The sequence below is a fragment of the Nocardia vinacea NBRC 16497 genome (assembly GCF_000308835.1).
Lineage (GTDB): Bacteria > Actinomycetota > Actinomycetes > Mycobacteriales > Mycobacteriaceae > Nocardia > Nocardia vinacea.
The window spans coordinates 19,149-34,135 of sequence record NZ_BAGN01000412.1 but is presented as its reverse complement, the minus strand read 5'-3'; the positions used below and the strand labels follow the sequence as shown (position 1 = coordinate 34,135).

General features: G+C 63.8%; 14 protein-coding genes and 1 pseudogene. 10 read left to right on the top strand and 5 right to left on the bottom strand.

Annotation, left to right across the window (positions count from 1 at the left end):
• The first annotated feature begins 11 nt into the window (after positions 1-11).
• Together ON44_RS40140 and ON44_RS47505 are read left to right on the top strand one after the other, a co-directional pair.
• A complete protein-coding gene (locus ON44_RS40140; RefSeq protein WP_218007754.1) occupies positions 12-926 on the top strand; it encodes a LysR substrate-binding domain-containing protein in 915 nt (304 codons plus the stop codon).
• A 211-nt stretch (positions 927-1,137) separates the two neighbouring features.
• Entirely contained in the window at positions 1,138-1,452 is a 315-nt protein-coding gene (locus ON44_RS47505; protein WP_157187557.1) for a hypothetical protein, read from the top strand.
• A 34-nt stretch (positions 1,453-1,486) separates the two neighbouring features.
• On the opposite strand, the gene ON44_RS53160 is transcribed toward ON44_RS47505, so the two are convergent.
• From ON44_RS53160 to ON44_RS54295, 3 genes and pseudogenes are all read right to left on the bottom strand, one after another.
• Entirely contained in the window at positions 1,487-1,876 is a 390-nt protein-coding gene (locus ON44_RS53160; RefSeq protein WP_157187556.1) for an IS3 family transposase, read from the bottom strand.
• A 101-nt stretch (positions 1,877-1,977) separates the two neighbouring features.
• Positions 1,978-2,205 (bottom strand): annotated as a pseudogene (locus ON44_RS54300) (DDE-type integrase/transposase/recombinase); the annotation flags it as partial.
• 237 nt (positions 2,206-2,442) lie between these two features.
• Positions 2,443-2,787: an aromatic-ring hydroxylase C-terminal domain-containing protein gene (locus ON44_RS54295; RefSeq protein ID WP_373283290.1), complete on the bottom strand. Its 345-nt coding sequence runs from the start codon at positions 2,785-2,787 to the stop codon at positions 2,443-2,445.
• A 22-nt stretch (positions 2,788-2,809) separates the two neighbouring features.
• Here ON44_RS54295 and ON44_RS40120 point away from each other — a divergent pair, with 22 nt between their 5' ends.
• The 8 genes from ON44_RS40120 (at position 2,810) to ON44_RS40075 (ending at position 13,275) form a co-directional block, all read left to right on the top strand.
• Positions 2,810-3,304, top strand: a complete 495-nt coding sequence (locus ON44_RS40120) for a class I adenylate-forming enzyme family protein (RefSeq protein ID WP_051183086.1) — start codon at positions 2,810-2,812, stop codon at positions 3,302-3,304.
• A 292-nt stretch (positions 3,305-3,596) separates the two neighbouring features.
• Positions 3,597-4,016: a nuclear transport factor 2 family protein gene (locus ON44_RS40115; protein ID WP_040700068.1), complete on the top strand. Its 420-nt coding sequence runs from the start codon at positions 3,597-3,599 to the stop codon at positions 4,014-4,016.
• A 1-nt stretch (position 4,017) separates the two neighbouring features.
• Positions 4,018-5,595 (top strand): class I adenylate-forming enzyme family protein, encoded by a 1,578-nt coding sequence (locus ON44_RS40110; RefSeq protein ID WP_051183082.1) that lies wholly within the window; start codon positions 4,018-4,020, stop codon positions 5,593-5,595.
• A gap of 278 nt (positions 5,596-5,873) precedes the next feature.
• Positions 5,874-6,392, top strand: a complete 519-nt coding sequence (locus tag ON44_RS40105; RefSeq protein WP_157187555.1) for a hypothetical protein — start codon at positions 5,874-5,876, stop codon at positions 6,390-6,392.
• Positions 6,393-6,841: 449 nt separating this feature from the next.
• The gene (locus ON44_RS40095; RefSeq protein ID WP_083898454.1) at positions 6,842-8,407 is read left to right on the top strand and encodes a class I adenylate-forming enzyme family protein; all 1,566 of its coding nucleotides are present in this window, start codon (positions 6,842-6,844) and stop codon (positions 8,405-8,407) included.
• Positions 8,408-8,438: 31 nt separating this feature from the next.
• The gene (locus tag ON44_RS40090) at positions 8,439-8,852 is read left to right on the top strand and encodes a nuclear transport factor 2 family protein (protein ID WP_157187554.1); all 414 of its coding nucleotides are present in this window, start codon (positions 8,439-8,441) and stop codon (positions 8,850-8,852) included.
• Between the two features lie 355 nt (positions 8,853-9,207).
• Complete coding sequence (locus ON44_RS40080) at positions 9,208-9,588, top strand: FAD-dependent oxidoreductase (protein WP_040700062.1); 381 nt, start codon at positions 9,208-9,210, stop codon at positions 9,586-9,588.
• Positions 9,589-9,990: 402 nt separating this feature from the next.
• Positions 9,991-13,275 (top strand): protein kinase domain-containing protein, encoded by a 3,285-nt coding sequence (locus tag ON44_RS40075; RefSeq protein WP_040700061.1) that lies wholly within the window; start codon positions 9,991-9,993, stop codon positions 13,273-13,275.
• 330 nt (positions 13,276-13,605) lie between these two features.
• Here the strand turns inward: ON44_RS40075 and ON44_RS53155 are convergent, their stop codons facing one another.
• Together ON44_RS53155 and ON44_RS40065 are read right to left on the bottom strand one after the other, a co-directional pair.
• Complete coding sequence (locus ON44_RS53155; RefSeq protein WP_245567521.1) at positions 13,606-13,800, bottom strand: acyl-CoA dehydrogenase family protein; 195 nt, start codon at positions 13,798-13,800, stop codon at positions 13,606-13,608.
• 234 nt (positions 13,801-14,034) lie between these two features.
• Positions 14,035-14,832, bottom strand: a complete 798-nt coding sequence (locus ON44_RS40065) for an SDR family NAD(P)-dependent oxidoreductase (RefSeq protein ID WP_040700059.1) — start codon at positions 14,830-14,832, stop codon at positions 14,035-14,037.
• Positions 14,833-14,987: the final 155 nt, after the last annotated feature.

Genomic DNA, 14,987 nt, shown 5'->3' with positions numbered 1-14,987 from the left:
TATTGTCCGACGTGGGCGACTTCGATCTCAACCTGCTGGTGACCCTCGATGCCCTGCTGTCCGAAGGCACCGTGACCGGCGCCGCCGAGCGGCTGCGGCTGTCCGTACCCGCCACCTCCCGCGCGCTCGGCCGACTCCGCCGCGCTCTCGGCGACCCGTTGCTCGTCCGGGCCGGACAGGGAATGGTCCCCACCCCGCTCGCGTCAGCACTGGCCCCGCAGGTTCGGGCGCTGCTCGCCGAGGTCCGCGGCCTGGTCGACGCCAGCCGAGCCGCCGACCTGGCCCGCGTCCAGCGCACGATGACGATCCGCTGCGGCGACACGTGGGCCGCCGTCCTCGGCCCCAACCTGCTGGACGCCGCCCGCCGCACCGCGCCCGGCATCACCCTGCGCTTCACCGACGAAGACGAGGAGAGTGTCCAGGCACTCCGCAACGGCTCGGTCGACCTCGACGTCGGCGTCCTGCGGATCACCGCCCCCGAGATCATGGTTGAAGAGCTCTACCAGGAGCCGTTCGTGGCCGTGGTGGCACCCGGCCACCCACTCGCCGCCGAACCCGGGCCCGTCCCACTCACCCGACTGTGCGACTTCCCGCACATCACGGGCACCCGACGCGGCCGAACCCACGGACCACTGGACGCCGCCCTCACCGAATCCGGGACACCGCGCCGGATTGCGGCCGAAGTGTCCAGCTTCACCGCCATGGCGTTCCTGATCTTCTCCACCGACACCGTTGGATTCCTCGGCCTGGGATTCGCTCGCCGCGCAGCCACCACAATGGGTCTGAACATCCTGAATGTCGCAGCCGACCTACCACCACTGGTCATCTCAGCCGCGTGGCATCCGAGGCAGGCCGTCGACCCCGCGCACCGCTGGCTGCGCACCAGCGTCCGGACGGCCATCCAGAAACACTATGCCGATATCTGAACGGTCCCCGGGTAACCGCGAACGCCCTCGACGGCGCCTGGCCTGCGCGCCGCAGTCGATGAACGTGCGGTCATACGACATATCGCGACTCGCCCCGGACCGAGCGGCGCTGTCGGCGTTCGGTCCGGGGCGGACGCCATCGGCTGGATTCCGTGGCCGAACCATCCTGGCGGCCGTACCGACCCCGGTGACGACACGAAGGTTGTCGTTTTTGCTGAAGAAGGCTGGGCGGCAATGTGGAATCGCCGAGGAAGCCGACCGCCTGCACGAACTGCTGCGTCAACACACGATGCGCCAGCCGGCGACTGTTGAACGCGTCATGGGGCTGCAACAGGGTTTGCTTCGTCAGCTCGGCGCGATCTGCGCCACGGTGGCCGAACTGGAAACAAGCATCGAAACCGCCTATCAGGCCCATCCCGACTCCAGGATCGTGAGCAGCTTACCGGGGTCGGAGCGCAACTCGGCGCCCGGTTCCTCGCCGAGATCGGCGACGATCGCGATCGATTCGCCGATGCCCGAGGGGTGAGAGCTTTCGTGGCGCGGCCCCGGTCACCCGAGCGTCAGGCAAGACCAGTTTCGTGCATGCTCGTCGCGCCAAGAACGACCGCCTCGCGACCGCCGGATATGTCTGGGCGCTCGCTGCTATCCGTCACGACAAAGATCGGGAAGCGCTCTATCGAGCTCGCCGAGACCGCGGTGAGCGGCATACAGCCGCACTGTGCAGACTGTTCAATGCCATGCTCAGCAAACTGCACCACTGCCTGATATCCGGCCAGGCCTATGACCCGGCGCTTGCCTTTGCTATGGCCGAAAATGCGACTGCTGCTTGACATCCTGCGTTGGTGAGATTTCTCGATGTAGGAGAACAGCGCGTTCTCCGCGTCTTCCCTTGTGCGCCAGGAGTTCCGGTAGACCAGCTCGGTCTTGAGCGTGGAGAAGAAGTTCCCCATGAGCGCATTGTCACAGCTGTCGCCGACCAAACCGATCGACTGCGCGATCCCGTTGTCCGACAACCTGTTTGCGAACCGAATCGCCGTGTAGGTCGAGCATGGTCGGTATTATGGACCAGCTGCCCGGCGCGCGCCCACACCGCGTACCCGAGCGCCCCGAGCACCAGCTCGGTGTCACAGCGATCCGAGCATTTCCAGCTCACGATCCCGTTGCAGAATGCATCGCGGACCACCGCCAGCCAGAACATACCCTCACCGGTCGTAATCCGCGTCGCGTCCGCCACCCACAACCGATCCGGCGCAGCCGCTGTGAAGTCCCGGTTGACCAGATCCGGCGCCGGCGTCGCGCGTGGGTTCTGCCGCGTCGACGGGATACGTCATTTCTTCAGCGAACCGATGGTCCAGCGACCGGGCAGTGGCGTTGGCGCGCCACGGCCAAGTGTCGAGGTAGGGGTTCCGTTATTGCGCACGTGAACAGCGCAGCCGTCCCGTACCGTCCGTGAGTGAGGTACCCACCGTCGAACATCCGGTTGCGGAGTGAAATTGACCGACCGTGTTCCGAGAGATCACCTCGAGCCGACTTCCGATGCTTGGTCTCGGCGAGGTGCTGTTCGATGCGATTCCACTCCGTCGTCAGGACGGCCGTAGAAGTTGCCCCAATTCTGCCGGATGGCTTCGAGAAGCGCTGGTGTCGCGTCATGGGCCGGGGACGACGTCCGCCAGAAGACGTGGCCATCGGGCCTGACGACGACTGCGCCGACCTCGCCGACTTGGATCAGAGCGCTGGAAGCTTCTCCGCTTGCCGCGATGGGCACGACTGTGATGCCGGGGGAGGGCACTGGGTTGTGTGCGAGGAGGCGTTGCCAATGATCGCCGACGAAGGAGAACAACGTCAGGCGGCTCCTGTCCACTGCATCGTGCACCGGGATCGGCTTGCCGTCGACCACGACGATCGGAAATGGCTTCGGGCTCACCGAGATCACCGGCGTGCTCACCTTGCTGCCCGACGACGAGGCCGAGGAATACGCGGAGTCGGTCGGGTACGCGATGCCGTCGAACGAGCTGAAGATCTGTGACCCGGAATCCCCGTACCGGGACGGGGGAGTTGCTCGCTCGCGGTCCGAACGTGATGCTCGGCTACTGGAACAACCCGGCAGCGACGAAGGTGACCATCATCGGGGGTGGCTTCACACCGGCGACATCGCGACCATCGACGACGAGGTACGAGTGCACATCGTCGATCGTGCGAAAGACATGATCAACCGCGGCGGCGAAAATGCCTACTGCTCGGAAGTCGAAATTGCCTTCGCCGCAATGGCGGGGGTCGCGGAGGTTGCTGTTGTGGGCCTTCCCAACCCGACCATGGGAGAACCGGTAGCAGCACTGCCGGCGTGCCGTGAGGGGTATCGCTCGATGTCGATAGTGTGATCGCCCAGGCGCGGGCGAGTCTGGCCGATTTCAAGGTTCCGAAGTCGTGATGATCAGTGACCGTCCGCTGCCGCGAAACGCCGCCGGCAAGGTGCTGAAACGCGCTCTGCGCGAACTCGACTGGTCGAGGGTGCCGCGAATCCGCCGTCGAAAGGACGGGAATGCGAGCTCGGAGATTGCCTCCACTGCTCAGTGGGCTGCGGCGGGCCCGTACCGGCACGGATCTCCGATCCGGTCGTGAGTATTGACGGCTCGTCCGTGGTGATATTAATCTAGGTTAGATTCAATATGGATGGAGAGTGTTGTGGACCGCTTGCTCGAGGACCGAGAAATCTTCGACGCCACCCGTCGGTGTATCGACGCCTGGAACTCGCTCGACCTGGAGGCGGTGCTGGCGACCTATTCCGAGGACGTGATCTACCAAGATCCGGGCAGTGGCGGCCGAGTGGTGGGCAAGGAGCGGGTACGGCGTTACGTGCGACGGTTCCTGGAAGTGTGGGAGATGAAGTTTCGTGTAACCGAGGACCGCAGAATCGCCGGCAGCAACGCGCAGGTGTGTCTGTGGGAGGCGGAGGTACGCCGGCGAATCGGCGCCGGTGTGGTCGTCACCACCTCGGGCATGGACATCATCCATGTCAATGAGGCGGGTGAACTGTCTCGTGACGAGGTCTATACCGATCGTGTCCCCCTGATGCAGTTGGCCGACGGCTGACATGGGCGTCCGATTGCAGTTGACCCAGAGCATTCGGCGGGCCGCTTATAGTCGGCCCGACGGTGTCGCGACGATCGATGGTGATCGAACGGTCACACATCGAGAGTTCGTGACCAGAATTGCTCGCGCGGCTGGCGCATTGCGGGCGCTGGGGGTGCGCCCCGGGGATCGGGTCAGCGCTCTCGCGCTGAACTCCGATGCGTTCCTCGAACACTACATGGCGTGCTGGTGGATGGGAGCGATCCCGGCGCCGCTCAACATCCGCTGGACGAACGAGGAAGCTGTGCGCGCGCTGCGGCATGTGGAGGCATCGGTTCTGATTGTCGATCAGACGTTCGCGCCACGAACGCGGGAAATTCTGGCCGACGCGCCGTCTGTCTCCCGAGTGATCGGATTCCATGGCGCCGCCGGCCCGGACGTCGCGGACTGGGAGGAATTGATCTCCGGCGCGGATGCGAGCGTCGAAGACGGAGGTTTCGGCGGGGACGACACCGCGTGCCTGCTGTTCACGGGTGGAACCACGGGCTTGCCGAAAGCCGTTGAACTCAGCCATGAAAACTTGGTAGTCGCGGGTGTCGGTATGCGCGCCATGGGTTGCGAAACCACCGAACGCCTCCTACACGCACCACCGCTGTTCCACATGGGCGGGATCCAAATGAGTGTGGCGCACTGGCTGGGTGGCGGCACGCACGTCCTGATTCCTGGCTTCGACCCGGCCGAGGTAGCGCGGTCCATCCAGCGGCACGCGGTAACGGATGTCCTTCTCGCGCCCACCATGATCAAGATGTTCCTCGATCAGCCGAACCTCGACCCCGGCGAGCTCGAATCATTGCGACAGGTGGTCTACGGAACGTCACCGATCACCTCGTCGCTGCTCGATCGGGCAATGGAAGTGATCCCGAACGCACGGTTCGTACAGGGCTATGGCATGACCGAAACCGCCATGACGATCATGCTGGGGCCCGAGCACCACACCTCGCGCGGGCGCAAATCGGGCAAGCTGAGTTCCATCGGGCTGCCGTCGCCGCTCGTGGAGGTGAAGGTCGTCGACCTGGACGGTGCCGAATGCGCGAACGGTGAAAGCGGCGAACTCGTGGTCCGCGGCGCGAGCGTGATGAAGGGCTACTGGAACGCACCCGAGCAGACCCGGCAGGCGATTGATGACGACGGATGGATGCACACCGGCGACGGCGCCCGGCTCGACGCGGACGGCTACGTCTACCTCACCGATCGGATCAAGGACATGATCATCATCACAGGCGGAGAGAACGTGTTCTCCGTCGAGGTCGAGAACGTCTTGGCGCAGCATCCAGCAGTCAGCGCCATCGCAGTCGTCGCGGTGCCTCACCCCGTGTGGGTCGAGGCGGTGCACGCGGTCGTGGTTCCGGTAGCAGGGACCGCGGTTACGGCAGATGAGCTCGAGGCCTTCGCCCGTTCCCGGCTCGCCGCGTACAAAGTGCCTCGCAGTATCGAGTTCGTCGATGCCCTGCCCTTGTCGGCGGCAGGGAAGGTCCTGAAGGCGCAGGTTAGGGAGGCGGCTCGGGCACGTTCTGACAGGCTCGTCGAACTGGAGTCGTAGTTGTGCAATTCGCCTGCACCGCCCGACCAGCACCCAAATGTGCTCCACTGCAAGGTGATTCAAGGGAGCTGAGTCGGGGCGTCGGCCGACCGCGAAAGTGGCCCTTGTCGAATGATCATTAAAATCGAATTTTGCCCCCTGACTTCTGGAGCTGTGAGGAGTGCCGATCGATGCCAACTCCCGATACATCCGATGTCGACATCGCGCCGATCCTGTCCGAGCACACGATCGGTTCTCTTCTGAGGTTCTGGGCCGGTCGCGCACCCGAGCGTGACGCCTTGGTCGCGCCCGGTTGGCTCGACACCCCTCACGGGCCTGTGGTGCTACACCTTGCCCATTGGGATTCGAAGAGCGCACGTGGTCGTCATGATGAGAACACTACGACCATCCGCGACCCTCGTCGTGGCCAGCTCGCAGCAACCGATGTCGAATGGCGGCCGCACTACGATTCCGCAGGCCAGGTTCACCTGGTCCAGTTCAATTGCGTCATGTCCGACGGTTCGCGGCGCCGGTTCAGGATTGAGCCGATCGGTGCGACTGCGAGCTGCCTCGGCCCGGGCCTGTACAACGGCTACCGAGGTCACTACCACGGCGAGGACCGCGGCAGGCTCCACATCGACGGCGACGTCATCCACGACATCGAACAGCCCGACTTGCAACCGCAGATCCATCAGCTCCGTGAGAAAGTCGCACGGATAGTTGACGAAGAATCAGGGGAGAGCGGCTGGGGTGGGCTGCAGATCGAGTTGGTGGGCACCTTCCCGGAGTACGGCCTGCCGAATCGGGACTACCGGTGAGAGCGTCTGGTTACGGGCGAGGATGAGGTCTCGACACATTTTCGGTGCCGTTGTCGGCAATGGGAGACGCCGCCTACAACCACAAGCGCGGTCAAGGCGGATCGAAGCGGCACTGGGCCAGCGCAGCGCTATAGATCTGGTGTCGACATCGACGCAGGGTGACCACCGAGCCACCAGGTGATGTGGCGATTACAAGCCCGACCCCGTTACGGTCCCATGGGGGCGGCACCTTCGCGGATATTGCGTCGGTTATCGCGCGCACCGCCGAGTGAGCACGGAGTCGAGGGGGTCCAATCGGGAGATACGAACCCTGGCGGCAAAATATTTTCTATGTTAAATTAATATTCCCACGAATGGACACGGTCGTTCAGGCCACAATCGTCGCTCACTGCGCAGCGTGAGACGTCCATATGCGGTGATGGCCGTTTCCACGAGAGGTGTGTGAGGCAATGACAAGCTACCTACGCGAGATCGCGACCCGGCTGGCCCGTGTCCGCGGCGCGGACCTGGCCTACGCGGAGGGGCGAAACACCCGCACCTGGGCCGAGATCCACGAGCGGGCGTGTCGCCTTGCCCGAGGGTTCCAAGACCTCGGTATCGAACCGGGCCGGCGGGTAGCCATCATCTCCCAGGACCGTATCGAGATGATCGACCATTGGCACGCTTGCTTCCACGGCGGGATGGTCCGCGTCGGAATCAACTGGCGGTACTCGCCTCGCGAAATGGACCACATCGTCCGCGACGCAGACGTCCGGCTCGTTCTGATTCAGGAGAAGTTCGTCGGGCCGCTCAGCGACTACCTCGAAAGCTGGCGAGCCGCAGGGCGATTGCTCGTCGGCTACGGACCGAGACACGGCCTCGAACACGACCTCGAACACCTGATCGCCCGCTCGGAGACAGAGTGCCGAGAGCCGAACCTCGATCCACGCTCACCTATTGCGATCTCGTACACGTCCGGCAGCACCGGCATCCCCAAAGGCGCGGTGCTGACCCAGGTCGGAGCGGCAACTCAGGTGGTGTCGGCACCCTACGCGGCCGGGTTCACGGCGGACGACGTCATCCTCAACAATCTCCCGGGGTCGGGGTTTCCGATCTTCATCCACACCTATGGCATGTCCAGTGGTGCCACCACTGTTCTTCCAGGGCTCTTCGACGCCGCCGAAGCTATCGACACCATCGAACGCCGCGGGATAACAGTCATGTTCTGTGTGCCGACGATGCTCCACGCGATCGAGCAGAAATGCCGGGAGCAGGCCCGTCAGCTCACCACATTGCGGACGGTGGTTCTCCTCGGGAGCCCGGTCGTGCCCGCCATCGTCGAACGCGCCCGGGAAACTCTCGGGTGTACGTTCCAGAACTGGTACGGATCGACCGAGGCGACGGGCGCGGTCGTGATGGAGCGACACCTGCTCGACCACCTCGATTCCGGTGGGCCTGCACCAGTTGGCCGCCCGCTACTGCACGTCGACGTCGAGTTGCACGACGATGACGACAAGCCTGTAGGCCCCAGAGTTCCTGGAGAGATCTGTGTACGCGGGCCCGTGCTGGACCGCTACCACAACATGCCCGGTGAGACGGCCGATGCATTCCGCAACGGCTGGTTCCATATGGGCGATATGGCCTATGCAGACGAGGACGGCCGGATCCACCTGACGGACCGGAAGAAGTTCATGATCATCTCCGGCGGCTACAACGTCTATCCGGCCGTCGTCGAGAATGTCCTGGCCGAACATCCGGGCGTAGGGGAAGTAGCCGTTGTCGGTGCGGCGCACCCGAAGTGGGGCGAGGCCGTTGTTGCCGTGGTTGTCGCAGCACCGAATACGCATTCGACACCGGAAGAGTTGATGGATTTCTGCCGAGCGCGCGTGGGCCTCTGGGAGGTTCCCAAGCATGTCGAGTTCGTGGAAGCTCTCCCCGTCGGCACGACAGGCAAGATCCAAAAGCTGGCCATTACCAAGAGATTTCGCGAAAACCCAGAACAGCTTGCGTGGAACCGCGAGGACGGGACCGCCTGAGTCGCGGTCACCAGTGAAGAAGGAGATCCGTATGATCGACACCGCCGTCACCGAGCCCCTGCTCACCGACGAAGAAATCTTCAGTGCAACACAGCGCTGTATCGAAGCCTGGAACACGCTCGACGTAGAAAAGACCCTCGCCACCTACACCGACGACGTCGACTACCGCGATCCCGGCACCCGCGGGACGATCCGGGGCAGCGACGCCCTTCGCCGTTACCTGCGGAAGTTCTTCGAGGTGTGGGACATGCAGTTCCGGGTCCTCGAGGATCGCCGGATAGCTGGCGCCAACGCGCAGGTCTGTGTGTGGGAAGTCGACATCACACCGCGTGACGGCTCCGCACCGACGATCACCGAGCGCGGGATGGACCTGATCCACGTCCGCGGCAACCAGTTGTCGCGCGACCACGCGTTCATGGACCGGCTGTCGCTGCCGGCACGGTAGGCGTTTCACAGCAGACAGGGAGCTCCGACGCACTGGGTATCGGAGCTCGCTGCCCTTTCATCTGCTTGAGCTCGCGGCCGAATCCCGGCACCACAAACCTGAGAATCTGCGCCGCATCGTGAAATGGCGCGGTGTGATCACGTCTCTTCAATTCGCTCGCCGAGCGGATGCTCCCCGATTCTGAGCTGTTCACCTCCAGCACGCAGAGGCTGAAAGAGTACGTCCAGCAATGGTTGGGCACCTGGCATCCCGCGCTGCTCGACATTGTGCGGTTGTGGGATGTCGCCACCGTGCAAGCGTTGGCCCTGCAAGGCTGCGTGCGCATACCGCCTGGGGGCCGTCGAGTGAGACCGTGATGGGTGACGCGATCCACGCGATGAGCTCGGCGCTGGGCATCGGCGCCAACACCGCACTGCGCGACGCCCACGTGCTCGGCGACGAACTGCTCGCCGTCGCACGCGGCGGCAAACCCGTGCTGGAGAGCATCGGCGCCTATGAAGAACAGATGCGCGACTACGCCTTCACCGCGGCGAATGTCCGCAGCCGTGGGCGAGAAGATAATCGGCCACCGCACGCTACCGAAGTAGCGGAGGCAGCCACAAGCTGGACAAACTCGTCCGGCCCGCGGCGTCGACCCGCCGCGCTCGAGTCGCCACAAGCGACCGCGCGATATGGCAGGTCATCACGAACGAGGGATGACCTGCCATTCGCATCCGGCCAGGGATCTTCCCGCTGAAGGATCAGAGGCGCGCTGGCTGTAGCGAGTCGGCCAGATGCGCACCGCCAGGTCCGCGACCTCGCTGAGTTCCAGTCTCCGTGTGATCGCGCGAACGCCAAGTTTGCCGATTCCGGCGTCGATGTAGGGGGTGCGACGATGCCGAACCGCGCGGCCGCCAGCCTGCCCGCAACTCGGCCAGGCCATCGGTCTTGGTGCCGGCACCATTTTCGAATCGGTGCGCGAGGCGATCGCGCCGTACAGGTGCACTTTGCAGAAGAACATCCCTCGACGGGATTGCCAGGCGCGCAGAGCACGAAAACCAGACTCTGCGAGAGTTCATCGGCGATACGCTGGCAGTTGACGAAAGAGTGAACCCATGTTCCTTAAGACCAGAGAGTCTGGTTGAACGGTCCGCGATAGATGACAGAAGCCGATCCGCTGCGTACTTGCCGTGAGGAGACAACGCTTGTCACGGAGGAGTTGGGCTCGGCCGGTTTCGAAGACGCAGTAGAGATCGGACGTGGGGGGTTCGGCGTGGTCTACCGATGCGCGCAGGTAGCACTCGACCGGACCGTGGCAGTGAAGGTCCTCACCGCAGAACTGGACAGCGAGAATCAGGCCCGGTTCTTGCGAGAGCAGCGGGCAATGGGTCGGCTGACCGGGCACCCGAACATAGTCACCGTCCTGGAAGCCGGCACTACCGCCAGCGGGCAGCCCTATCTGGTGATGCCTTATCACCCACTGAATTCTTTGGATGCGTGGATCCGCCGCCATGGCCCGCTGGCGGTGGAGAACGCATTGACGATCGGGGTAAAAATCGCCGGTGCACTCGAAAGCGCGCACCGCCTCGGCATTGTGCACCGGGACGTCAAACCGGGCAATATCCTGCTCACCGACTACGGTGAGCCAGCGTTGACCGATTTCGGTATCGCGCATATCGCCGGCGGGTTCCAAACAAGCGAAGGCACTCTGGTCGGGTCGCCAGCATTCACTGCACCGGAGGTCCTCGAAGGAGAAGCTCCCACACCAGCCGCAGACGTCTACGGGCTCGGTGCGACCTTGTTTTGTGCTTTCACCGGGCATGCGGCTTTCGAGCGGCGCAGCGGAGAGAAGGTGGTAGCCCAGTTCCTGCGGATCACCACTGACCCGGTACCGGACCTAAGGGAGAACGGCATCCCCGGTGACGTATCAGCTGTGGTGGAATCCGCTATGAGCCGAAACCGCCACCAGCGGCCGTCAGCCGCAGCATTCGGAGAGGCCGTTCGCCGAGTTCAGCGACACCACGGTCTCCAAGTGGACGAGATGGCCCTGCACGGCGAGCCAGCTTCTGTGTACCCGCCCCGCAAACAACGCTTGCCTACCCAGCGAGCCGAGTCGGCGGCAATGGACTCGGGTAGCGAGGGCGACTTGCCGCTCGAGCTGACAAGTTTCGTCGGTCGCCGCACCGAAGTGGCCGAGGTGCGGAATCTGCTGTCCACGTCGCGGCTGGTGACTCTGACCGGCACCGGAGGTGTTGGAAAGACACGGCTGGCACTGCGAATCGCCTCGAGTGGGCAACCATTCCCACACGGGGTGTGGATGGTCGAACTGGCCGCCGTATCCGACGCTTCCCTGCTGGTCGACGTGGTGGCGGCGAGGACGGGCGCGCGAGAGCAACTGGGAAAGGCGTGGCTCGATGTTCTGGTCGAGTATCTGAGCTCACGGAAGGCGCTGCTCGTGTTGGACAATTGCGAGCACATGGTCGACGCCGTGGCGGAGCTGACCGGGACATTGCTACGCAGCTGCCCGAATTTGCGGATCCTGGTCACCAGCCGCGAACCGCTGAACATCGCCGGCGAAGCCGTGTTGCGACTGTCGCCGCTGGCAGTCCCCGAACCGGACCAGGAGCCGACTCTGCTGGGACTCTCTCGCTTCGACGCGGTCACTCTGTTCACCGACCGCGCCGCAGCTGCAGTTCCAGGCTTCGAACTCGACGAGGACAACAAGTCCGCCATCGCTCGGATCTGCGCCCGACTAGACGGACTGCCGCTGGCGATCGAGTTGGCGGCGGCCCGGATGCGCACCATATCGCCGCAGCAGATACTGAAGCGACTTGACGATCGGTACGCACTGCTCACCCGCGGCACCCGCAATGCCCCCGCCCGGCAACAAACCCTGCGATGGTGTGTCGACTGGAGTTACGAACTATGCACAGCCGTCGAACAGCGGCTGTGGTCCCGCTTATCGATTTTCACCGGAAGCTTTGAACTCGACGACGCCGAGCAGATTTGCGGCACCGACCTGACCCCGGACAGTCCGCTCGACGTGTTGTCTTCTCTGTTGGACAAATCAATCTTGATCCGTGAGCAGACACCGACCGTCGTACGCTTCCGGCTACTCGAGACGCTCCGACACTACGGCCGCGAGAAATTGCAGGAGTTCGGGGAATACGACGACCTCCGCAGGCGACACCGCGAGTGGTATCAGCAGTTGGCGTTGAATGCTGAAGCCGAGTGGATCAGCGACCGACAACCGGACTGGATTGCCCGACTCGAGCGGGAACAGCCCAACCTGCGAGAAGCACTCGAGACATGCTTGTCCGAAGAGACCGAGGAAGCTGCCAGAGCAGGGTTGAACACCGCCGCGGCGCTATATGAGTTCTGGACATTTCGTGGCCTATTTGGCGAAGGCCGGTACTGGATCGATCGTGTCCTGGCCCACTCCCGCACACAATTGACACCCGACCGCGTTAGAGCACTTTGTGTAGGCAGCCAACTGGCCGCAGAACAGGGCGATTTCGAAGGAGCCGCCAAACTCCTGAACGAAGGTCGAGCACTTTCTGAACAAACTCCGACAGCGGCAGCGGACGCGCACCTGGACTACTCTGCTGGGGTTCTCGCGCTCGTCCGTGGAGAATCTGCTACCGCGTCCTCATCCTTCGAACGTGCCCTCGAGGTCCTCACGTCGGATAAGGCCACTGATTTCCACGTCAGCACCCTGACGTTGCTCGGTCTCGCCTACGAAATGCGCGGTGATATGACTCGCGCGACCGAGCGCTACCGTGAAGTAGTTTCGATCACCGAAGCGCGCGGAGAACTGCTTTTCCGATCTGTTGCGCTGCGCGGCATTGCCCTTGCCGCATGGCAACAAGACGAGCGAAGCCGCACGCAACAGCAGCTCCTGGAAGCTCTCCGACTCAACCGGCGGCTGCGCAGCCCGCTTGCTACGGCATTCAGCCTCGAGTCGCTGGCCTGGACTGCCAGTGCCGACGGCGCTGTCGAGCGTGCCGCTGTTCTGATGGGAGCTGCAATGGGACGCCTTTGGCCAAGAGGAAACAATGTAACTGCTGTTTTCCCCAACATGTCACGCTTCCACGAAGAATGCGAGCAGAGAACCCGTGACGCCCTTGGCGCGCGCCGATACGAGGCGGCCTTTCGGCGGGGGCATGCAATGAGTATCGACGCTGCTATCGCCTACGCACTCGGGGAACAGCCCACAAAGCCGATGAGCGAATCGGCCCACTCCCTTAAGCTGACGAAACGTGAGCGACAGGTTGCCGGTCTTGTGGCCCAAGGACTCAGCAACAAGCAGATTGCCGCCAAACTGGTCATCTCTCAGCGCACCGCCGAAGGCCACGTCGAACACATCCTGACCAAACTTGCATTCACCTCACGTGCCCAGATCGCAGCCTGGATAGCAGAAGATGCGAAAGGGGAGGCGCTGTGACGGTGTGTAGCGGGTGCGAAGTAGCGCGCAGATGAGGAGTGACCAGCAGTTCCGGAAGGACACCGACCTGCGTAACCTGTTGTTCTACCGGGTCGATTCGAACCGTATGGACCGCGATCGCGCGATTGCCCTGGATCCGACCCCGTGGCGGCAAACGATCGGCGAGGGTGAAGTACCTGACCGAGCTGCCGCGCAACCGCAAGACCGAACTACTCGACATCCGAGCGACCACCCGGATGTGTCCGTAAGGTGATAAAAGGGCGCGGTATCAACCAGTTTCGTGACAGGACGACCTGGTGCGGGTCTTCGTGGGTCGGTCCCAGGTGACGGCTAGTTGGAGACTGGTGCCAGGGCCGGATCCGCCGGGCGGTCATGGCCCGAGAGGTCATACGTCGCGAACAGAATATCGCCCGCGATCCACGACCCCATGGCCCGGCACGCCGCCTCGACGGCCAGCGCGAATTCGATGGCGCTGAGCCCCTTTCCGCTGTATTCGGCGGGGATGGTGATTCCCGCCAGACCCATCTCGACAGTGTCGCGGACCATGCCTGTGACCGGGCGGCGTCTTCTCGGTCGATCCGGGTCGCCAGCGGCGCCCACTTCTCCCCGAAGGCCCGGGCGCGGGTTTGAATGTCGGCCTGCTCGGGGGAGAAGTCGAATGCTGTTGTCTCCAGGCCATATCCAATCGATGGCGGGGTTGGCGGGGCAGGTGTGCGGCCTGCGGTCGCCCGGTCGAATCCGGTCGCCCGCGGAGCGGGGCTACGGCATGGTGTAGCCGCCGCTGACCGAGAACATCTGTCCGGTGATCTGGCGGGCTGCTGTTTCGGAGGACAGCCACACGACCGCATTAGCGATGTCCTCGGCCATGGTGAGGCGTCGCAGCGGAATGTCCTTGCGGAGGAATTCGATCTGCTTCTCGTTGAACACCGAGTCGTTGCCGACTGCCCAGAGGCTGTCCTTCCCGACGGCCTCAGGTCCCTCAGGGATCACCAATCCGGGGCAGACCACGTTCGAGCGGATGCCGTGGCGGCCGTGCTCGCGTGCTGTGGTGCGCGCCAGTGCGGTCAGAGCCGCTTTCGTGGCTCCGTACACGCCCTGTCGGATCTGCCCGAACGCGGCATCGCTGGAAATGAACACGATGGAGCCCCGGCCGGCCTCCCGCATCACCGGAAGGGCGGCCTGGGTGGTCGCGATCGCGGTGTAGAGATTGACCTCCACGGTGCGCTGCCATTTGGATCGGTCGGTGTCCTCGGCGATGAACCCGGGCACGCTCCACCCGGCATTGTTCACCAGCACGTCGAGCCCGCCCCAGTTTCGAACAGCGCGATCCACCGCTACCTGTGCGATGCCGTCGGCGGTGAGATCACCCGTCGCGACCTCGACGGCCGCGGCGCCGAGGTCGAGCGCTTCGGTGCACACCCTCTTGGCTTGATCCGCGTCGATATCGCTGATGACGATGCGTGCGCCCTCGCGCGCGAAGCCGTGCACGATACCGCGCCCGATATTGGAGCCTCCGCCGGTGACGAGAACACGGGCATTGCGCAGCTGTAGGTCCATGCGATTCAACTCCTTCGTCGACGAGCGGACAGTGACGTCGTCGGGGGCGTGGTTGGTGGAAGCCGTCCACGACTCCGACGGTTGGCGATGACACGCTGTTCATATCGGCGCCTCTGATCGGCCTTCGCAACCGTGCGGGTCGGGTCGGGTCGGTG